Origin of the sequence: Synechococcus sp. HK01-R (genome assembly GCF_014217855.1) — a bacterium.
Lineage (GTDB): Bacteria > Cyanobacteriota > Cyanobacteriia > PCC-6307 > Cyanobiaceae > Synechococcus_C.
In genome coordinates this window covers 800,467-820,846 of sequence record NZ_CP059059.1, presented here as the reverse complement: position 1 = coordinate 820,846, position 20,380 = coordinate 800,467, and the positions used below count along the sequence as shown (strand labels likewise).

17 protein-coding genes are annotated in these 20,380 nt (G+C 64.2%); 9 read left to right on the top strand and 8 right to left on the bottom strand.

Translation table 11 applies throughout. The annotated features are described in order from the left end of the window. Nucleotides 1–53: 53 nt before the first annotated feature. From H0O21_RS04235 to H0O21_RS04225, 3 genes are read left to right on the top strand one after another with little or no spacing between them, the layout of a single operon-like run. Complete coding sequence (locus tag H0O21_RS04235) at nucleotides 54–1,199, top strand: efflux RND transporter periplasmic adaptor subunit (RefSeq protein WP_185190505.1); 1,146 nt, start codon at nucleotides 54–56, stop codon at nucleotides 1,197–1,199. Between the two features lie 5 nt (nucleotides 1,200–1,204). Continuing rightward, on the top strand, nucleotides 1,205–4,495 hold the full coding sequence (locus H0O21_RS04230) for an efflux RND transporter permease subunit (RefSeq protein WP_185190504.1): 3,291 nt from the start codon (nucleotides 1,205–1,207) through the stop codon (nucleotides 4,493–4,495). Then, nucleotides 4,485–5,468: an alpha/beta fold hydrolase gene (locus tag H0O21_RS04225; RefSeq protein ID WP_185190503.1), complete on the top strand. Its 984-nt coding sequence runs from the start codon at nucleotides 4,485–4,487 to the stop codon at nucleotides 5,466–5,468. The genes H0O21_RS04230 and H0O21_RS04225 overlap by 11 nt, the downstream gene beginning before the upstream one ends. Nucleotides 5,469–5,509: 41 nt before the next feature. Here the strand turns inward: H0O21_RS04225 and H0O21_RS04220 are convergent, their stop codons facing one another. Both H0O21_RS04220 and mgtE read right to left on the bottom strand, forming a co-directional pair. Beyond that, nucleotides 5,510–6,511, bottom strand: coding sequence for an RpoD/SigA family RNA polymerase sigma factor (locus H0O21_RS04220; RefSeq protein WP_304623035.1), 1,002 nt, complete (start codon nucleotides 6,509–6,511; stop codon nucleotides 5,510–5,512). Nucleotides 6,512–6,635: 124 nt separating this feature from the next. Continuing rightward, entirely contained in the window at nucleotides 6,636–8,033 is a 1,398-nt protein-coding gene (gene mgtE / locus H0O21_RS04215; protein WP_185190502.1) for a magnesium transporter, read from the bottom strand. 53 nt (nucleotides 8,034–8,086) lie between these two features. Between mgtE and H0O21_RS04210 the strand changes: the two genes are divergently transcribed. Next, a complete protein-coding gene (locus H0O21_RS04210) occupies nucleotides 8,087–8,566 on the top strand; it encodes a glutathione peroxidase (protein ID WP_131455182.1) in 480 nt (159 codons plus the stop codon). Between the two features lie 20 nt (nucleotides 8,567–8,586). Here the strand turns inward: H0O21_RS04210 and H0O21_RS04205 are convergent, their stop codons facing one another. From H0O21_RS04205 to gyrB, 4 genes are read right to left on the bottom strand one after another with little or no spacing between them, the layout of a single operon-like run. After that, nucleotides 8,587–8,991, bottom strand: a complete 405-nt coding sequence (locus tag H0O21_RS04205) for a CrcB family protein (RefSeq protein WP_185190501.1) — start codon at nucleotides 8,989–8,991, stop codon at nucleotides 8,587–8,589. Next, nucleotides 8,991–9,407, bottom strand: a complete 417-nt coding sequence (locus H0O21_RS04200) for a CrcB family protein (protein WP_185190500.1) — start codon at nucleotides 9,405–9,407, stop codon at nucleotides 8,991–8,993. Before H0O21_RS04200 ends, H0O21_RS04205 begins: the two co-directional genes overlap by 1 nt. Further along, on the bottom strand, nucleotides 9,400–9,735 hold the full coding sequence (locus H0O21_RS04195) for an SH3 domain-containing protein (protein WP_185190499.1): 336 nt from the start codon (nucleotides 9,733–9,735) through the stop codon (nucleotides 9,400–9,402). The genes H0O21_RS04200 and H0O21_RS04195 overlap by 8 nt, the downstream gene beginning before the upstream one ends. Next, on the bottom strand, nucleotides 9,735–11,702 hold the full coding sequence (gene gyrB, locus H0O21_RS04190) for a DNA topoisomerase (ATP-hydrolyzing) subunit B (protein WP_185190498.1): 1,968 nt from the start codon (nucleotides 11,700–11,702) through the stop codon (nucleotides 9,735–9,737). The genes H0O21_RS04195 and gyrB overlap by 1 nt, the downstream gene beginning before the upstream one ends. Before the next feature lie 146 nt (nucleotides 11,703–11,848). Here gyrB and miaA point away from each other — a divergent pair, with 146 nt between their 5' ends. Beyond that, entirely contained in the window at nucleotides 11,849–12,766 is a 918-nt protein-coding gene (miaA, locus tag H0O21_RS04185) for a tRNA (adenosine(37)-N6)-dimethylallyltransferase MiaA (protein ID WP_185190497.1), read from the top strand. 66 nt (nucleotides 12,767–12,832) lie between these two features. After that, on the top strand, nucleotides 12,833–13,495 hold the full coding sequence (infC, locus tag H0O21_RS04180; protein WP_185190496.1) for a translation initiation factor IF-3: 663 nt from the start codon (nucleotides 12,833–12,835) through the stop codon (nucleotides 13,493–13,495). A gap of 30 nt (nucleotides 13,496–13,525) precedes the next feature. On the opposite strand, the gene H0O21_RS04175 is transcribed toward infC, so the two are convergent. Next, nucleotides 13,526–14,317 (bottom strand): dienelactone hydrolase family protein, encoded by a 792-nt coding sequence (locus H0O21_RS04175; protein ID WP_185190495.1) that lies wholly within the window; start codon nucleotides 14,315–14,317, stop codon nucleotides 13,526–13,528. A gap of 79 nt (nucleotides 14,318–14,396) precedes the next feature. On the opposite strand from H0O21_RS04175, the gene H0O21_RS04170 reads away from it, so the two are divergent. Together H0O21_RS04170 and cysE are read left to right on the top strand one after the other, a co-directional pair. After that, nucleotides 14,397–15,386, top strand: a complete 990-nt coding sequence (locus H0O21_RS04170; RefSeq protein ID WP_131455175.1) for a GntR family transcriptional regulator — start codon at nucleotides 14,397–14,399, stop codon at nucleotides 15,384–15,386. Between the two features lie 3 nt (nucleotides 15,387–15,389). Next, nucleotides 15,390–16,130, top strand: coding sequence for a serine O-acetyltransferase (cysE, locus tag H0O21_RS04165; protein ID WP_185190494.1), 741 nt, complete (start codon nucleotides 15,390–15,392; stop codon nucleotides 16,128–16,130). Here cysE and secA read toward each other — a convergent pair whose 3' ends face one another. Next, complete coding sequence (gene secA / locus H0O21_RS04160) at nucleotides 16,131–18,992, bottom strand: preprotein translocase subunit SecA (RefSeq protein WP_185190493.1); 2,862 nt, start codon at nucleotides 18,990–18,992, stop codon at nucleotides 16,131–16,133. A 90-nt stretch (nucleotides 18,993–19,082) separates the two neighbouring features. Here secA and H0O21_RS04155 point away from each other — a divergent pair, with 90 nt between their 5' ends. Then, on the top strand, nucleotides 19,083–20,333 hold the full coding sequence (locus H0O21_RS04155; protein WP_185190492.1) for a hypothetical protein: 1,251 nt from the start codon (nucleotides 19,083–19,085) through the stop codon (nucleotides 20,331–20,333). The last annotated feature ends 47 nt before the right edge of the window (nucleotides 20,334–20,380 follow it).

Sequence of the window (20,380 nt, the reverse complement as noted above, 5' to 3'; positions counted from 1 at the left end):
CACCGCTTCCATGAAGCGTCAGTAGTTTCTGGCCATCTCTTGCCACTCCGACAGTGCGGCGAACGCTGACGCTCTCCCTGCTGGCCAGTACCGCACTGCTGGCCTCCTGCAGCAAGCCCAAACAGCCCGCTCAGCAGTTCCTCAGCGTCCAGACCGCTCGGATCGGTGAGGCCACCTTCAATCCCAGCGTGGAAGCGATCAGCATGCTGGAGTCGACCACCAATGTGGCGCTGCGACCGGAGACGGAAGGCCGGGTGGTGAAGATTCTCGCCAGCGAAGGCGACAGGGTGAAGGCCGGCCAGCCGATCCTGGTGCTCGACAACGTGCAGCAGAGCGCCGCCCTCAATGCCGCCCGCGCCCAGGCCCGCACCGACAAGCTCAACGCCGAGCGCTACGAATTCCTCTACGAGCAGGGCGCGGCATCGGCCAAAACCCGAGACCAATACGCCACCCAGGCGATCGCCTCCCGCGATCAGGCCCTCGCCAGTGCCGCCACGCTCGGATACAAATACGTGCGCTCACCGATCGACGGCATCGTCGGGGATCTCGACACGGTGAAGCTCGGCGATTACGTGCAGACTGGCCAGGCGATCACGGGCATCGTCGATAACTCCAGCCTCTGGACGCTGATGCAGATCCCCGCCACCCAGGCGGATCAGATCAAAATCGGACAGACCGTGAAGGTGAGCTCCCAGACCAGACCACCGGTCAGCGGCCAGGGGAGTGTGACCTTCATCTCGCCCTATTACGGCATTTCCGGCAGCCAGCAGTCGCCCAACACCTTGATGGTGAAGGCCACCTTCCCGAACCTCACCGGCAAGCTCAAAACCGGCCAGTTCGTGAAGAGCCAGATCTTGATCGATCAGAAACAGGCTCTGGCGGTGCCGGTGCAGGCGGTGTTCATGCAGGCGCAGCAACCCTTCGTGTATGTGGTGGTGCCCCTCAGCAAAGCCCTCCCCAAGATCAAGGCCTCCAGCTCCGTGCCGGAAGCCAGCAAGCAGAAGCTGGAGAAGCTGCCGGCAAGCACACCGATCGTGGTGCAGAAACCTGTGGTGCTCGGCACGCTTCAGAACAACCTCTACCCGCTGCGCTCCGGACTGAACCGTGGTGAAACGGTCGTGGTGAGCAACACGGCCCTGCTCAGCAACGGCCTGCCGGTGAAGGTCTCCAACAGTGCCAACGGCGCCAGGGGCAACTGAAGGCCATGGCGTTTTCCGACAACTTCATCAGGCGGCCGGTTCTCACCACCGTCTGCAGCATCCTGATCGTGCTGATGGGGGTGATCGCTATCCCCACCCTGCCGATCGCCAACCTGCCCAACATTGCGCCGCCCCTGATCCAGGTGACGGCCAACTACAGCGGCGCCAACTCGCTGGTCACCGAACAGTCGGTCACCAACCCGCTCGAGCAGCAGATCAATGGCGTGCCCGGCGCCTCCTACATCTCCTCCACCAGCAACATGGAGGGGCAGAGCATCATCCAGGTCTACTTCGACGAGACCACGAATATCGATATCGACCAGGTGAACGTGCAGAACCGCGTGTCTCTGGCGATGCCCCAGCTGCCCTCGCAGGTCTCGGCCACTGGCGTGTCGGTGCAACAAAGCACCCCCTCGATTCTGCTGGCCTATCAGGTGTCCTCCAGCGACGGCCAGTTCGACTCGGCCTACCTCAACGGCCTGATCTATGAGCAGCTCTACTACCCATTGGAGCGGATCGACGGGGTTGCCAACGTCAACATCCTTGGCGGCAGCAATCCCGCCTACTGGCTGAACGTCGACCCTGGAAAGCTGGCCGCCAACAACCTCACCGCCAGCCAGGTGATTGATGCCGTACAGGCGCAAAACACCACGGCGGTGGGCGGCCTGGTGGGGGGACCTCCAGCCTCCGGCAATCAGGCCTACACCTACCCGTTGCTGGTGCAGAACAACGGCAACCTGGTGTCGATCGACGACTTCAACAACCTGATCGTCGGCCGTTCGCCCACCGGCAACCTTCTGCTGCTCAAGGATGTCGGCAGCGTGCAATACGGCTTCAACAACTACACAACGGCAGCGGTCAACACCGACAACCACGACGCGATCACGGTGGCCGTCTTTAAGACGCCTGAAAGCAACGCCTTGGATGTGGCCGATGCGGTGGTGAAGGAAATGGAGTCGTTTGCAGCCACAGTGCCACCCGGTGTGACTGTGACGCAGGTGTACAACATCGGTCAGTTCATCGAAGCCTCGGTGGATGGCGTGATCGATGCCCTCGGCCTGGCGATCGTGCTGGTGCTGCTGATCCTGTTCATCTTCCTGCAGAACTGGCGCGCCACCGTGGTGCCCAGCCTGGCGATTCCGATCTCCCTGATCGGCACCTTCGCTTTCATCAAGGTGTTCGGCTTCTCGATCAACCAGCTCACCCTGCTCGGCCTGGTGCTGGCCACCGGCCTGGTGGTGGACGACGCGATTGTGGTGATCGAAGCGGTGTCGAAAAACATCGAAGCGGGCATGCGGCCGCGCCAGGCAGCACTCGCCTGCATGGGTGAGTTGTTCGGCGCACTGGTGGCCACCGCCCTGGTGTTGATGGCTGTGTTCGTTCCGGTGGCCTTCTATCCGGGAAGCATCGGCATCATCTACCAGCAGTTCGCGCTGACGATCGCTTTCTCAATCGCGATCTCCGCCTTCAACGCGCTGACCTTCTCGCCGATGCTCTCCGGTCTGATCCTGCGCGGCGGCGAGACGGCGGAACCGAAAGGCTGGACCTGGCCCGTGGCCGGGGTGATCGTGGGTCTGGCCTTCGGGCGCTTCAGCTCCGCTGCTTTCGGGCAATGGACCTACATCCTCGGTGTGGTGGTCGGTGGCCTGGCGGGAGCGAACCTGCCACGGATCTTCCGGGTGTTCAACAACAACTTCGCCAAACTCCAGAACGGCTATGCCCGCCTGATTCAGGCGCTGATCCGAGCCCGCCGCTGGGTGATGGTGGCCCTGGGCAGCGGCATCGTGATCACCGTGCTCGCCTTCATGGCCCTGCCGTCCGCCTTCATCCCCGATGAAGACCAGGGCTACATCCTTGGCATTTATCAATTGCAGAACGGCGCCTCCCTGAGCCAGACCCAGTCGATGGGCAAGGAAATCGCCGCGATCCTCAAGCAAGAGAGTGATGTGAGCGACGCCGCCGTGATCAGCGGCTATGGCTTCAACGGCTCGAGCCCTGACCAGGGCACGATCATGGTCGGTCTCAAACCGCTGAGCGAGCGCTCGGGCCAGAGCAACAGCTCCTTTGCAATCGCCGATCGCCTCAACGCCAAACTCTCGAAACTCAGCAGCGGCATTGCCGTCATCGGCCAGCCCCCTGCAGTGCCGGGCTTCTCCGCCCAGGGGGGCTTCTACTTCCAGTTCAATGACCTCACCGGTGATTACAGCTTCAATCAGCTCAACGACCAGGCCCAGAAGCTGATCAAAGCCGGTAAGGCCAGCGGTGAATTCTCCTCGCTCTACAGCCAGTTCATCCCCAGCGCACCAGCCTTCGGCCTCAAGGTGGATCGGGCTCTGATGGGCGCCCTCAACGTCGACTATCAGGAAGCGATGGACACGATCGCCACCCTTTCCGGTGGCAGCTACACGGGCCTCACCTACGAAAATGGTCAGGTGCGCAACGTGTATGTGCAGTCAGAGGCTGCGCAGCGGGCCGATATCGACAGCATCCTCAGCTACTACGTGAAGAGCCGTGATGGCCAGATGGTGCAGGTGTCGCAGTTTGCGGAGGCGGAGCTGGACAGTGCCCCACCAATCATCAGCCACTACAACCTCTACCGGACGGTGCTGGTGCAGGGCGCCCAGGCGCTGGGCAAGAGCTCAGGTCAGGCCCTGACGGCAATCCAGAACCTGTTCAAGCAACTTGATTTCAACAACATCGGCTACGCCTTCACCGGTCTGGCCGCCCTTCAGCTCTCCGCCGGCAGCGCCAGTGTGCTCGTGTTCGGGCTGGGCATCCTGATCGTGTATCTGGTGCTGTCGGCTCAGTACGAGAGCTATGTGACGCCAGTGATCATCCTGATGACCGTGCCCCTGGCGATGCTCGGCGCCCTGGCCTTCCTGGCCGCACGCTCGATCGACCTCAACATCTATGCCCAGGTGGGTCTGGTGACCCTGATCGGCCTGGCGGCCAAGAACGGCATCCTGATCGTCGAAGTGGCCGAACAACACCTCGAGGAAGGCATGACGGCAACAGAAGCGGTGATCGCTTCGGCCGAGTCGCGCCTGCGACCGATCCTGATGACCGCCATCGCAGCTCTGGCAGGCTTCCTCCCCCTGGTGGTGGCCAATGGCGCTGGCGCCCAGAGCCAGCAGTCGCTCGGCACGGTGATCTTCGGTGGCCTGGTGGTGGCGACCATCCTCTCGCTCGGCGTGGTGCCGCCCTTTTATGTGGTGATCAAGGGTCTCGAAGAGCGACTGTTCGGCAAGCGCGAGCCTGCGCTCAGCGACCCCAAGGCCCCCGCAGGTGCAAGCTGAAGCCAAGCTCTGGCTGTGGAAGCGGCAGGAGACTCTCCAGCTCGAGGTGGGCTGGTGCAGCACATCAACCTCAACCTCAACGGAGGCATCCACCCCTGCCGTGGTGCTGATCCACGGCTTCGGTGCCTGCAAGGAACACTGGCGCCATGTGCTGCCTGTTCTTGGGAGCGTCACGCCCAGCTATGCGCTTGATCTGATCGGCTTTGGCGCCAGCAGCCAACCCAATGCCCTCCTGGGTCATGAGCGGGCCGAAGTCGGCGCCGATCCCACCGCTTCAATCCACTACAGCTTTGACCTCTGGGGCGCGCAGGTGGCGGCGTTCTGCCGGGAGATCGTGGGACGTCCGGTGCTGCTGGTGGGCAACTCCATCGGTGGAGTGGTGGCCCTGCGCGCCGCGCAGCTGTTGCAGGCCGATCCGGACGCGAGTCCCTGCCGAGGCCTGGTGTTGATCGATTGCGCCCAACGGCTGATGGATGACAAACAGCTCGCCAGGCAACCCGCCTGGATGGCCTGGATCAGGCCCTTACTGAAGACCCTGGTCAGCCAGCGCTGGCTGAGCACAGCCCTCTTCCGTAATGCGGCCAGACCAACGGTGATCCGCCAGGTGCTGAAGCAGGCCTACCCCAGCGGGCACAACGTGGATGAGGCGCTGGTGCAGCTTCTGCTCCAACCCAGTCAGCGCCCAGGCGCGGCTGAGGCCTTTCGCGGCTTCATCAATCTGTTCGATGACCACCTGGCTCCCGATCTGCTGCAAGACCTTGATCTGCCCGTGCATCTGATCTGGGGCGAGGCCGATCCCTGGGAGCCGGTGGCGGAGGCACAGGTGTGGAGAGAACGCTTTGCCTGCATCCGCTCCCTCCAGGTGATCAAAGGGGTGGGGCACTGCCCCCACGACGAGGCACCCGATCAGGTCAATCCACTGTTGATCGCGATTGCGGAGCGGGCAGGCGGCACTCAGCTGGCGCACCCTTAACTAGCGACCTCTCAACAGGAGACTTATTAGCAGGAGACTTCTTAGCAGGAGACGTAGGCCTCCACCTGATCACTGAGGCGACGCAGGCCGGCAAGGCCATCACGCTCGAGGTTGCGCACCCGATCACGGCTGATGCCGATCACCCGGCCGATGCCGGTGAGGCTCATCGGCTCCTCCCCGTCCATCCCATACCGCATCCGCAGCACACGCCGTTGCAGATCAGGCAGCTGCTCCAGCAGATCGCGCAGATCTCCCTTCAGGCATTCGCCCTCCACCTGCTCGCTCGGAAGCTCTCCATCCCCCGCCAATAGCTCCAGCAGCTCCGTGTCATCGCCATCTCCCACCTTCATCTCCAGGCTCACGGGCTGACGTGCACGGCACATCAGCTCCTTCACCTCCTCTTCCGGCAGTTCCACAAACTCAGCCAGCTCCGTCACCGTTGGCGTTCGACCCAGCTCCTGGCTCAACTCACGCTGACCTTTCTTCAGCTTGTTCAGCATCTCCGTGATGTGGATCGGCAGACGGATCGTCCGGCTCTTCTCCGCAATCGCACGCGTGATCCCCTGACGGATCCACCAGTACGCATACGTACTGAACTTGTAGCCACGCGTTGGATCGAACTTCTCCACACCACGCACCAGGCCGATCGTTCCCTCCTGGATCAGATCCAGCAGCTCCATATTCCGCTTCGTGTATTTCTTCGCGACGCTCACCACCAAACGCAAATTCGCCGCCACCATCCGCTCCTTCGCGCGACGGCCCGCCTGCTGTTTCCGCTTCAGCTGCACACCGCTCAAGCCAGCTGCCTTCGCCAACTCCTCGGCTGCCACCACCTCGCCACCACGCTGCTCACTCAGCTCAGACTCCAGCGCCTCAAGCTCCATCAGCTCCTGCACCTGACGACCCAGCGTGATCTCCTGCTGATGGCTCAACAGCGGCACACGACCGATGTCCCGCAGGTACGAACGCACCAGATCCACGTCGCCACCCATGGGGCGCGATGCGGCCGCCGATGGGGGCTTGGAGGCGGGGGAGACGGCCATGACAGCACCTTTGCGTTATGTAAAGCCTACTCCTGAAGAAGTGTGAAGCCCTCTCAGAAATGGCCAATCCCGCCCTTTTGAGTGCAAATACCTAAGGCGCTTTGAAGCCTCGGAGCGCTACGGCTCAGCCCACCTGCAACCGCTGCAGCAACCAGGCGGCCGTGCGCAGATAAATGAACACCCCGGCAACGTCGGTCGCCGTGGTGATGAACGGGGCCGACATCAAAGCGGGATCGAGGCCCATGCGGTTAAACAGCAGAGGCAAGGCGGCACCGGCAGTGGCCGCCAGGGTGGTGATCGCCATCAGGCTGATGCCCACAGCCGCACCCACCAGCGGGCCCTCCCCCCGCCACCAGGCGAAAGGCACCACCACCACCAGCATCAAGAGACCCAGCAACGCCCCGGCGATCGCTTCACGGCCGATCGCCTTCAGCGGGCCAAGGGCCTGGATGCGCTGGGTGCTCAGACCACGAATCACCACGGTGGAGCTCTGGGCACCCACATTGCCGCCGGTGCCGATCAACAGCGGGATGAAGGCCGCCAGCAGCACCACCTGCTTGAGCACCCCATCGTTCATGGCGATCACCTCGGTGGTGAAGCCATTGGCCACCACCAGCACCGCCAACCAGACCACCCGACGGCGGGCGACGGTGAACAGATTGCTCTGGAAGTAATCGTCTTCATCGCCGGCCTGCACAGCACCGGCGGCGTAGATGTCTCGGGTGGCCTCCTGCTCGATCACGTCGATGACGTCGTCCACGGTGACGATCCCCACCAGACGCTGCTCCCGGTCGACCACTGGCACCGCCAGGAAGTCGTAGCGCTGGATCGCCCGGGCCACCTCCTCCTGATCGGTGTCGGTGCGCACGCTCACCACATCCCGGGTCATCACATCGCCGATGCGGTCCTCAGGGTCGGCCGTCACCAGATCTCTCAGGGAGAGGATGCCGGTGAGGCGACGCTCGCCGTCGGTGACATACAAGCTGTAAATGGTCTCAGTGTCGCGGGCACGACGGCGCACGATCGTGAGCGCCTGGGCAGCACTGTGGAATTCCTTGAGGTCGATGAACTCGGTCGTCATCAGACGACCGGCAGTCTCGGGTTCGTAACCAAGCAACTGAGCGGTCACGCGGCGCTCGGCTGGGCTCAGCTCTGCCAGCAGGCGACGCACCACCTTGGCGGGCAGCTCATCAAAGAGCCGCACCCGATCATCGGGTGACATCTCCTCCACCAGCTCCAGCACCTCGCCAGATCGGAGCCGCTCCAACAGGCTCTGCTGCACGGCCGGGTCGAGGTACTCGTAGACCTCGATCGCCTCATCTTTACTGAGCAGCCGAAAGGCAAGGGCCTGAAGGGTGCGCGGAAGGCTGCCGATCGCCTCAGCGATGTCCACCGGCTGCACCGGCTCCAGCAGCATCTTCACGGCGTCGTAGTTGCCGCTCGCGAGCATGGATTCGAGCTGCTGGGCTACCACAGCTGCGATGTTGGCGTCTGCTGCCCCCCCACCGTTTGCCTCGTCCATCGGCATGCGTCAGGGCGTGCTTAGTGTATGGCCGCCCGCCCGACTGGATGACGATGAGCGTGAACGTAAGTGCCGTGACCGTGCGCAGTGCCGACGGCAGCGAGAAGCGCCTCGGCGACTACAACGGCCAGGTGCTGCTGATCGTGAACGTGGCCAGCCGCTGCGGGTTCACCAAGCAGTACGCCGGCCTCCAGGCCCTGCAGGACGCCTACGGCCCCAAAGGCCTGCAGGTGCTGGGCTTCCCCTGTAACGACTTCGGCGCCCAGGAGCCCGGCACGCTGGATGAGATCAAGAGCTTCTGCTCCACCACCTACGGCGCCAGCTTCGAACTCTTCGACAAGGTGCATGCCACGGGCAGCACCACCGAGCCCTACACCACCCTCAACCAGACGGCTCCCGCCGGTGATGTGGCCTGGAACTTCGAGAAGTTCCTGGTGGGTAAAGACGGCATGGTGATCGCCCGCTTCAAGAGCGGTGTGGCCCCCGAAGACGCCGAACTCAAGACGGCGATCGAAGCCGCCCTGGCCGCCTGACGCAAAGCCTTCAAGGGCACTCAATCGCTCGGCGCTAAGCCCTTCAGGGCCCGGCCGAGCGCGAACCCCAGGGCTGCGGCACCCAGCCCCAGCCCCAGGGTGAGGCCAATCAAACCAAGCGCCGAAGCCCAATCCCCGGCGGCAAGGAAGCCGACGCTGTTCACCATCCAGCTACTGAAGGTGGTGAGCGAACCGCAGAAACCGATGCCCACCAGCAGCTGGCGTCGCGCCTGAATCGGTTGGCCAGCGAGCCAGCCCAGGATCAAGGCGCCCAGCACGTTCACCAGCACGTCCTTGTCGTGCAGATGCACGCCCACCTGCCAGCGGATCAGGGCTCCGGGCATGGCGCCAACCGCCACCAGCAGCAACTCCTCCAGTTCAGCGCGCAGGGTGAGCTGGCCCTTGGGTGGCTGAGGATCCGCCATCAGACCAGCCCCTCCGCCAGACCCAGCCCGTATCCGAGGCCTGCCACCAGCAGGCCACCCAGGATCGAACCGAGGCTGAGCAACAGGGCTTCACCCCAATGGCGCCGCTGCAGGGTGGTGAGCAACTCCACCGCAAAGGTGGAGAAAGTGCTGAGGCTTCCGAAAAAGCCAACGGCGATCAGCAGCATCAAAGGCGATGCCCCCGCCGCAGCCGGCTGACAGCGACCGCTGGTCTGCAAACCAAGCACCAGTCCGAGGGCGAAGGCCGCGATCAGGTTGACCGTGAAGGTGCCCCAATGCTTGCGGGGCACGATCGGTTCAACGTGATTGACGATCCGCAGCCGCAACCAGGCACCAGGAATCGCTCCGAGGCCCACCAAGAGGGCCTGACCGGGAAGCAACAAAGGTTCAGCCATGGATCCAGCCGCGACGGGGCTGGGGGTCGCTGGGCAGGGCAGAGCCACTGGCCACCTGCACCTGCAGCCACTCGTGGCCATCAGCGCAGCGCCAACGGCGCAGAAGTTGCAGGGGCGTGCCGATCTCGAGATGACGCAGGGCCGGTGCCTCCACCAGCGGACTGCCTTGGAGCAGGGCATCACTGCCACTCAGGAAGGGGGCACCGGCATCGCGGCGACGCACCTCGGGCTGACGACGCTCGGCACCGCCGGCCGGCAGAGCGGCCGGCGCGATCAAGGCCACCCCCAGCAACCAGCTCCAACGCAAAACAGCTGCAGCAGCGGGCATCAGATGTCGAGCTTGGCCATGTCGAGTTCGGCGCTGTGGGTTTCGATGAACTCGCGCCGGGGGGCCACTTTGTCGCCCATCAGGATCGTGAAGATGCGATCGGCTTCGAGGGCATCTTCGATCTCCACCCGCTTCATCATGCGGGTGGTGGGATCCATGGTGGTTTCCCAGAGCTGCGCGGGCATCATTTCACCGAGACCCTTGAAGCGCTGGATGTTGTAGTTGGCCTTCTCGCCGAAACCAGCCAGCGTTTTCTGGAGATCCTGCTCGTTGTAACAATAGGTGTGGTTCTTGCCGCGCTCCACCTTGTAGAGGGGCGGACAAGCGATGTAGATGTAACCACCCTCCACCAGCTCCTTCTGATAGCGGTAGAAGAAGGTGAGCAGGAGCGTGCGGATGTGGGCACCGTCCACGTCAGCGTCGGTCATGATCACGACGCGGTGGTACCGCAGATTCTTGGAGTCGAACTCCTCACCCTTGATGCCAAGGCCGAGGGCGGTAATCAGAGCCTGAATCTCCGTGTTCTTGTAGATGCGGGCGTCGTCTGTCTTCTCAATGTTGAGGATCTTGCCGCGCAGGGGCAGGATCGCCTGGAAGCGCCGATCGCGGCCCTGCTTGGCGGAGCCACCAGCCGAATCACCCTCCACGATGTAGATCTCCGACTCGGAGGGATCGCGGGAGCTGCAGTCGGCCAGCTTGCCGGGAAGCGTTGAGCTCTCCAGCACGCTCTTACGGCGCACCAGCTCACGGGCGCGGCGGGCGGCCTCAGCGGCATTGAAGGCCTGGATCGCCTTCTCGAGGATCATGTCGATCACCGAGGGGTTGAATTCCAGGTATTGGCTGAGGGCCTCGCCCACCAGGCTGTCGACAATGCCGCGAACCTCGGTGTTGCCGAGCTTGGTTTTGGTCTGGCCTTCGAATTCCGGCTCAGGCACCTTCACCGAAAGCACAGCAGTGAGACCCTCACGAATGTTCTCGCCCGCGAGGTTGGAGTCGGCTTCCTTGCGCTTGCCGCGCTTGCGGGCGAAGGTGTTGAGGGTGCGGGTGAGCACCGTTTTCAATCCCTCGATGTGGGTGCCACCATCCACGGTGCGGATGTTGTTGGCAAAGCCAAGGATGCTGTCGGAGTAGGCATCGACGCACCACTGCAAGGCGGCTTCCACCTGAACGCCGTCTTTCTCGGCATTCACATAGATGATTTCGGGATGCAGCGGATCCTTTTCCGCGTTCATGTAGGCGACGTATTCCTTGATGCCGCCTTCGTAGAAATAGATCTCTTCGTGGGCCTCACCGTCGGCATTGCGAGCGCTTTCACGCTCATCACGGAAGACGATGCGCACGCCGCCGTTGAGATAGGCCAGTTCGCGCAGACGGGCGGCAAGGGTGGCGTAATCGAAAACGATGCCGCCGGTGAATATCTGAATGTCTGGCTTGAAGCAGACGCTGGTGCCGGTGCGGCCGTTCTCGTCAGCGGGCTGGGGCTCGGAGGCAAGGCTGCCGATCGGGGCGCCGCGCTCAAAGCGCTGCCGGTGCACCTGGCCCTGACGGCGCACGGTGACCTGTACCCATTCGCTGAGGGCGTTCACCACCGACACACCCACGCCATGTAGGCCGCCGGACACCTTGTAACCGCCGGCGCCGAACTTGCCGCCGGCGTGGAGCACGGTGAGCACCGTTTCCAGGGCGCTCTTACCCGTGCGGGGATGAATATCGGTCGGGATGCCGCGGCCGTTATCGGTGATCGAAGCGGAGCCGTCTTCCGCGAGAACGACCTGGATCTCGTCGCAATGGCCCGCAAGGGCCTCGTCAACCGAGTTGTCGACCACCTCGTACACGAGGTGGTGAAGACCACGGGGCCCGGTGGTGCCGATGTACATGCCCGGGCGCTTGCGCACGGGCTCCAGGCCTTCCAGGACCTGGATCTGCTCGGCTCCGTAGGCGGCCTGAACCTTTGAGGCTTCGCTCATGCGTTCGTCGTCTGCCGGGCCTCCTGTCAGGCTGAATTTACCACCGGCGCGCCAGAGGCGCTTGCAGAGGCCTCTGAGACGCCGTTTCCCCAGGGGGTGCAACCCCCTTGGCCGTGACCATGTCCGACCTCCCTCCGCCAGCAGCCATGGGCGAACCCGCCGAGCCGGGAGCCAACACCCCACTGGTGGTGGTGCTCTTGGGGCCGACCGCCAGCGGTAAGACGGCCCTGGCCCTGGAGCTGGCCGAACGCCTCGAACTGGAGGTGCTGAACGTGGATTCGCGTCAGCTGTATCAGGAGATGGACATCGGCACTGCCAAGCCGACACCGGAGCAGCGGCGGCGGGTACCCCACCAGCTGCTGGATCTACGCCCTCCCAACCAGCCGATCACCCTGCAGGAATTCCAGGCGATCGCCGGGCCCGCCGTTGAAGCGCAACTGCAGCGACGGGGAATGGCCCTCTTGGCAGGAGGCAGTGGCCTTTACCTCAAAGCACTCACCGGCGGCCTACGGCCACCGGCGGTGCCACCACAGCCGGAGCTGCGCGCTCAGCTGAGCGCCCTCGGCCAGGGGGTTTGCCATGCGCTGTTACGACAGGCCGATCCGGAGGCGGCGGCGCGGATCGCCCCGGCCGACGCGGTCCGCACCCAGCGGGCCCTCGAGGTGCTCTACGCCAGTGGGCAATCGATGAGCAGCCAGCAGGGAGCCGTGCCGCCCCCCTGGCGGGTGCTGGAGCTGGGCCTGAACCCAGACGACCTGCGCCAGCGGATCGATCAACGCACCCGTCAGCTCTATGACAGCGGCCTGGTCGAGGAAACCGCAAAGCTGCGGGACCGTTACGGAGCCGATCTACCCCTGCTGCAAACCATTGGTTACGGGGAGGCCCTGGAGCTGCTGGCGGGCCGGCTCAGCCGAGAGAAGGCGATCGCGATCACCAGCCAGCGCACCCGCCAATTCGCCAAACGGCAGCGCACCTGGTTCCGCCGCCAGCATCAACCCTGCTGGCTGAGCGGTGAGGATGCGCTGAGCGAAGCGATGACGCTGATCCAAGGAGGTCTAGGGTGAAGGTTGATGTGTTGTCCCGGTCGAGCTAATCGCACCGAGACCTTGTCTGTCCTCTCAACGTCCTGAATGCCACCACGTCCCCGTTTTGACCGTCGTGCTCCCGTGCGGGAGCTGCCCAACATCAACGACCGCATTAGTTACCCGCAGTTGCGGGTGGTCGACGCCGACGGATCGCAGCTTGGGGTGATTGACCGCGAGAAGGCCCTCGAAGTGGCTCAGGAGCGAGAGCTGGATCTCGTGCTGGTGAGCGAGAAGGCGGACCCACCGGTCTGCCGGATCATGGATTACGGCAAATACAAGTTCGAACAGGAAAAGAAGGCCAAGGAGGCCAAGAAGAAGTCGCATCAGACCGAAGTGAAGGAAGTCAAGATGCGCTACAAGATCGACCAGCACGACTACGACGTGCGGATCGGCCAGGCCACCCGCTTCCTCAAGGCCGGCGACAAGGTGAAGTGCACCGTGATCTTCCGGGGCCGCGAGATTCAGCACACCGCCCTGGCGGAAACGCTGCTGCGCCGGATGGCGAATGATCTGGAGGAGCAGGCGGAGATTCAGCAGGCGCCCAAGCGGGAAGGCCGCAACATGATCATGTTCCTAACGCCACGCAAGACGCCGCTGGCCAAGAAAGACTCCGACGAGCCTCAGGCCGCCACCAAGGCCGTGCGCACGATTCCCTCCCCACCGCGGCCCACGGCCGCCAAGGTCGCGAGCAAGCCGCCCCAGGCCTGATCAAGCCGCAAGCCGCAGACCTGGCGAGCTTCAATCCCGCAGCGCCTCCAGCAGCAACTGCCAGCCCTGCTCCGCAGCAGCGGGGTTGAAACTGTCGCGTGCTTCGCACATAAAACCGTGGTCAGCGCCTTCAAACTCCCAGTAGCGCAGCCGCTTTCCGCTGGGATCAGCCGCCAAAAACGCTGAGGCGATCGCCGCCCGGTCTGCAGCGGGGATCAGGGGATCGGCGCTGCCGCAGAGGCAGGTGAGTTGGCCCTGCACCTGGGGCAGCAGCTCCAAGCTCGGGGCACCACCACCCGGGCGACCCTGCACGACGCCAGCTCCGTAAAAATCAAAGGCCTGGCTCACCTGGGGCAGGCTGGCGGCCAACAGGGCGGCATGCCCCCCGAAGCAGAAGCCCACCACGGTGATCTCCAGGTTGCCCTGCAAGGTGTTCTGCAGCCAGGTGATCGCCGCAGCCAGATCGGCCAGGATCTGATCGGTGCTGGTGGCGTCCTTGTGGCGGCGGCCCTCCGCCAGCTGCTCAGGCCCATAGCCCAACTCGAGCTCTGGGGCCGTGCGTGCAAACAGCGGCATCGCCAGGGCGGGCACGCCGGCGGCGGCAATCCGGTCAGCAACACTGCGCACCCAAGCATTGACGCCGAACACCTCCGGCAGCACGATTACGGCACGGGATCGTGTTTTCACCGTAACGTTTTCGTTACTTTCAGAGCCATCCTCTGGCCATGAGACGGCCGGAGACCACCAGCAGCGCAGGGGAACCGGACCGTCCTCGACCCGACGCCAACCGGCGGATCTAGAGAGAGAATCCGAAACTGGCATAGGGACACAGACCACCGCAGCAATTGTCACCGAGCCGATCGCTCCTTATGGTGGCCGCATTCCGATCCGGCCCACCGGCGTGCGATTCCACATCCAGCAGGAAAGCGACATCCCGGCGTCGACCCAGCTGTACAACCAAATCTGCTTCGCGATCGCGGCGCGCCACTACCCCCCTGGCCACCGCCTGCCCAGCACCCGCCAGCTCGCCATGCAGACGGGGCTGCATCGCAACACGATCAGCAAGGTGTACCGCCAGCTGGAAACCGATGGCGTGGTGGAGGCGATGGCCGGCTCCGGCATCTACGTGCGCGATCAGCAGAAACCGCGAGAGATCCGCACCCCCGTGCACATCCGCAACCGGGGCATCACCGACCTCGATCGCGAAGTGCGCAAGTGTGTGGACGGCCTGCTGAACGCCGGCTGCACGCTGCAGCAGACGCGGGAGCTGCTCACCCGGGAGATCGACTGGCGCCTGCGCTGCGGCGCCCGCGTCCTCGTGAGCACCCCCAGGGAAGACATCGGCGCCTCGATGCTGATCGCCGAAGAGCTCGAGCCCAACCTCGATGTGCCCGTGGAGGTGGTGCCGATGGAAGAGCTCGAAAGCGTGCTCGAGAGCGCCAGCAACGGCACGGTGGTGACCAGCCGTTATTTCCTGCAGCCGGTGGAGGACCTGGCCAAGCGCCACGGGGTGCGTGCCGTGGCGGTGGACCTCAACGACTTCCGCGAGGAGCTGGCCATGCTCAAGGAGCTGCGGCCGGGCAGCTGCGTGGGCCTGGTGAGCATCAGCCCGGGCATCCTGCGCGCCGCCGAGGTGATCCTGCACAGCATGCGCGGCAACGAGCTGCTGCTGATGACCGCCACCCCTGATGTGGGCAGCCGCCTGCTGGCGCTGCTGCGGGCCGCCAGCCATGTGCTCTGCGACCGTCCGAGCCTGCCGCTGGTGGAGCAAAGCCTGCGCCAGAACCGCTCCCAGCTGATGCGCATGCCCCAGGTGCACTGCGCCGAGAGCTACCTCAGCGGCGATACGATCGAGCTGCTGCGCAAGGAGATCGGCCTGCAAGCGGGCTAAGGCATGTTTGATCAGATCCGCGCCGACCTGGCGATCATCCGCGAGCGGGATCCGGCTGCCCGCGGACCGCTGGAGATCCTGCTCTGCTATCCGGGCTTCCAGGCGATCACCCTGCATCGACTCAGCCATCGGCTCTGGCGCTCGCGCCTGCCCCTGAAGCTGGCCGCCAGGCTGCTCAGCCAGCTGGGCCGCAGCATCACGGGGGTGGAAATCCATCCCGGCGCCCGCATCGGCAGCGGCGTGTTCATCGACCACGGCATGGGCGTGGTGATCGGTGAAACCAGCGAAATCGGCGACCGCTGCCTGCTGTATCAGGGCGTCACCCTGGGCGGGACGGGCAAGGAGCACGGCAAACGCCACCCCACCCTCGCCAGCAACGTGGTGGTGGGAGCTGGTGCCAAGGTGCTGGGGGCGATCCAGGTGGGCACCAACACCCGCATCGGCGCCGGTTCGGTGGTGGTGCGCGATGTGGAGAACGACTGCACGGTGGTGGGCATCCCCGGCCGGGTGATTCACCAGAGCGGCGTGCGCATCAACCCCCTGGCCCACTCCGCCCTGCCCGATGCGGAGGCCAATGTGATCCGCAACCTGATGGAGCGGATCGACCAGCTCGAAAGCCAGGTGGGCACCCTCCAGGCCTGCCTCAAGGCGGTGGCCGCCGGCAAACCCCTGAGCGAGATCTGCCGCGGCGAATCCCAAAGCCTCAAGGACCGGGAAATCCTGGAGTTTCTGGGGGAGGAGTGATCAGGCCGAGACGGACTGCTCCGCCGACTGGCCGGCAGGAGGAGCCGGCTGGAACATGAACATCGAGTAGATCACGTTGCGGCGCATGCCGGTCATCATCTCCAGGAACATGTCATAGCCCTCGTTCTTGTATTCGATCAGCGGGTCCTTCTGGCCGTAGCCACGTAGACCCACCGATTCCCGCAGGGCATCCATCGCCTGCAGATGTTCACGCCAGAGGGTGTCGATCTGCTGCAAGATGAAGAAACGCTCCGCCTCCCGCATCAGCCCAGGGCGCTGCTGCTCAATCTGAGCCTCCTTGAGGTCGTAGGCGTTACGCAGCTGCTCCTGGAGGAAGGCCTTGAGCTCCTCCATCGAGAGTCCCTGGAGCTGCTCGGGCTCCAGATCCTCGAGCAGATACACAAACTCCTTCACCTTGCTCACCAGCTGGGCGAGATCCCACTCCTCCGGGGGCAGGTCGGGATTCACATAGGCCTCCACGATCTCGTTCATGGTGCGCTCGCCGTAACCGATCACCTGCTTCTTGAGCTCACGGCCCTCGAGCACACGACGACGTTCGGAATACACCGCCTTGCGCTGATTGTTCATCACCTCGTCGTACTCAAACACCTGCTTGCGGATGTCGTAGTAGTAGGTCTCGACCTTCTTTTGGGCCCCCTCCAAGGAGCGGGTGAGCATGCCGGATTCAATCGGCATGTCTTCCTCCACGCGGAAGGCGTTCATCAGGCCGGCCACACGATCACCGCCGAAGATGCGCAGCAGGTTGTCGCCCAGGGAGAGGAAGAAGCGAGTGCTGCCAGGGTCGCCCTGACGACCGGCGCGGCCGCGCAGCTGGTTGTCCACCCGGCGGGATTCATGACGTTCGGTGCCGATGACGTGAAGGCCACCGGCCTCACGCACCCGCGCCTCCTCCTGCTTCACCACCACGTCGTATTCCGCCTTCACGCGGGCGATCGCAGCACGCAGGGCAGCGATCTGTGCCTCGTCGGTGGGGGCTTTCTCAGCGGCAGTGGCAATCCGATCTTCGAGCTCAATCACCGAGATGGCGCGATCCCCCCAGGCCTTGACGAGATCGCGAGCGAGATCCGCCAGGGCCTGGTCGGTGTCTTCACTGAGCTGGCAGGGATAGAGGCTGCCGATCGCTCGCGCCTCACTGGGAGCATGGCCGTGGGGACCGCTGGAAGGGGCAGCCTTGGCAGCGAAGCCTGAAGCTTCAGCGCTGCGTTGCAGGGGCACCGGCGGGCGGTGGCCCTCCTCGGGACGCACCAAGCGAGGCAGCAGCACCTCCCGCAGCTTGAGGCGAGCCATGTAGTCGCTGTTGCCGCCGAGGATGATGTCGGTGCCGCGGCCGGCCATGTTGGTGGCGATCGTCACGGCGCCGGAGCGACCGGCCTGGGCGACGATTTCCGCCTCCCGCTCCACGTTTTCAGGTTTGGCGTTGAGCAGGTTGTGGGGAATCGCCTCCTCCGCCAGCAGGGCACTGAGCAGCTCGCTCTTCTCCACGCTGGTGGTGCCCACGAGCACGGGCCGTCCCTCGCGGTGGATCTGGGCGGTCTCCTTAGCTACCGCACGCCATTTGGCGGTTTCGGTCTTGTAGACCTGATCGGCCATGTCCTGCCGCGCCCGGGGCCTGTTGGTGGGCACGATCGTGGTTTCGAGCTTGTAGGTCTTCTCGAATTCCACCTCCTCGGTCTTGGCGGTGCCGGTCATGCCGGCCAGACGCGGATAGAGCAGGAAGAAGTTCTGATAGGTGATCGAGGCGAGGGTCTGGGTTTCCGGCTGCACCGCCAGGCTCTCCTTGGCTTCGATCGCCTGGTGCTGACCGTCGCTCCAGCGGCGGCCGGGCATCACCCGACCGGTGAATTCATCCACGATCACTGCCTCGCCTTCGCGCACGATGTAATTCACATCGCGGATGAACAGCTCCTTGGCCTTGAGGGCATTGGTGATGTAGTGGGCCCAGGGGTCCTGGGGGTCATAGAGATCGCTGACGCCCAGCAGCGATTCCGCCTTGGCGAAGCCTTCATCGGTGAGGGTGCAGCTGCGCTGCTTTTCATCCACCTCGTAATCGCCCTCGGGGTCGATGCCGTCTTTGCCCATCTCCGCCGCCCGCTCCAGCGCGGCCGCCACCTGAGCCGCCTGCTGGTATTTCTCCTGGGGTCGCTCCACCTGCCCGGAAATGATCAAGGGGGTGCGGGCCTCATCGATCAGGATCGAATCCACCTCGTCGATCACGCAGTACTGGAACTCGCGCTGCACCACCTCACTGATGTCGGTGGCCATGTTGTCGCGCAGGTAATCGAATCCCAGCTCCGAGTTGGTGGCGTAGGTGATGTCGCAGCCGTAGTTGCGACGCCGCTCGGTGGGGGTCATGTCCTGCTGGATCAGACCCACGCTCAAGCCCAGGAAGCGATGCACCTGGCCCATCCACTCGGCATCGCGGCGGGCGAGGTAATCGTTCACCGTGACCACGTGCACGCCCCGGCCCGTGAGCGCATTGAGGAAGCTGGGCAGGGTGGCCACGAGGGTCTTGCCCTCGCCGGTTTTCATCTCGGCGATCTGGCCCTCGTGCAGCACCATGCCGCCGATCAGCTGCACATCGAAGTGACGCATGCCGAGCACGCGCTTGCCGGCTTCACGCACCACGGCAAACGCTTCCGGCAGCAGCTCATCAAGCAGAGGGCGCTGGTTGTCGAGGCTGCCGGCGTTCTCGAGGCGCTGGCGGAAGTCAGCGGTGCGGCGGCGCAGCTCGTCGTCGCTGAGGGGAGCGATCTCCTCCTCCAGCAGGTTGATGTCGGAGACGATCGGCTGGTAGCGCTTCAGCTTGCGGGCATTGGGGTCACCCAGCAGGAGCTTGAGCATGGAGGCGGCCGAGGTCAGTGCTGGCCAGCCTACTGAGCCCGGGTGGAGTGATACTGCGAGGGTTCAGCCCTGCCCGTCTGGTTGCTGCTGATGCACCACCGCCTCGCTCAGGCCCTTGCCTTACGGGCCTTCAGCCGTCAGTTGTGCAGGGGCGATGCCGGCCAAGCGCTGCTGGCCTATCGCTCCCTGCGCGACCTGGGCCGCAGCCGACCGCGGTTGCAGCGCAGCCTGCGTCAGGCCCAACGCCTGAGATTGCCGCTGCCCAGTCAACAGGGAAAACTCGCTCTCTGGCGTGCTCTCGCTCTGCCAGAACAGCATCAGGGCGATCCATCCCTGCTTGCGGTGCTGCAAGGCACTGAGGCCTGGCGCCGGGCGGAGCTCTGGCAACAACAACGCCAGGAGCAACGCCTCAACGCTCGCTGGAACCACCGTGGCCGACTGGAGGATGCCGACCAGCTCCTGCAGGGGCTCGAACGGCGCCAGCCGCAGCGGCTGGTGTTCTGGCACCACTACGACCGCCGTGGCGCCCTGCCGGGCAGCTGGCTCCTGGCACTGCAGGCGATGCAGCGCGCAGGCTGGACAGTGGTGGTGTCGAGTTCAGGCCTGAATGCCGATGCCGAAGCGGCGCTGCAGCAAGGCGATGCTCTGATCAGTCGACGGCGGAACCTGGGGCTGTGCCTGGGGGCCTATCGAGATTTCTGCTGCCTGCTGCAGGAACGACCTCAGCTCTTACGCGGGCTCAGCCATTGCCTGTTGGCCAACGACAGCACCTTGCCGGTTGGCGGCGGCAAGCGGTTGGCGGCCTGCCTCGAGGCGATGGCCACCGACAACCCGAACGACCAGCCCCGCCTGCTGGGCATGACCGATTCGATCGAGCGAGATGCGTACCACCTGCAGTCGTATTGGCTGCTCGCCAATGGCTGCCTGCTACGGAGCAAGGCCTGGCGAAGCTTCTGGCCGCAGCTGGCACTCGATGGCCACAAAGACGATCTCATCAACCAAGGAGAGATCGGCCTGAGCCAGGCGCTGCTGAAAGCCGGAGTAGCGCTGCGTGCTCGCCATGGGCTGATTGCCATGTTGGTGGCTGGGGAGGAGCTGGATCAGCAGCTCGAACGGTTTGAGGTGCGCGAACCTCGGGGTGTGAATCTGAGCCTCTATGCCTGGCAGGCGTTGCTGCATGCCGGCTGTCCTCTCCTGAAAAAACAGGTGCTGTTCAATCTCAGGCCTTATCCACGAGTCCCGATCCCCCTCACAGAGCTGGGTCCTTTTCTGAACGACGCCGACGTGGCACTCCGCAACGACCTCGAAACCCTGCTGCAATCGCGCTATCTGGGACCTTGATACCCTGAGTCGAAGGGCTTGGGAGATCAATGCGGCTTTCAATCCTG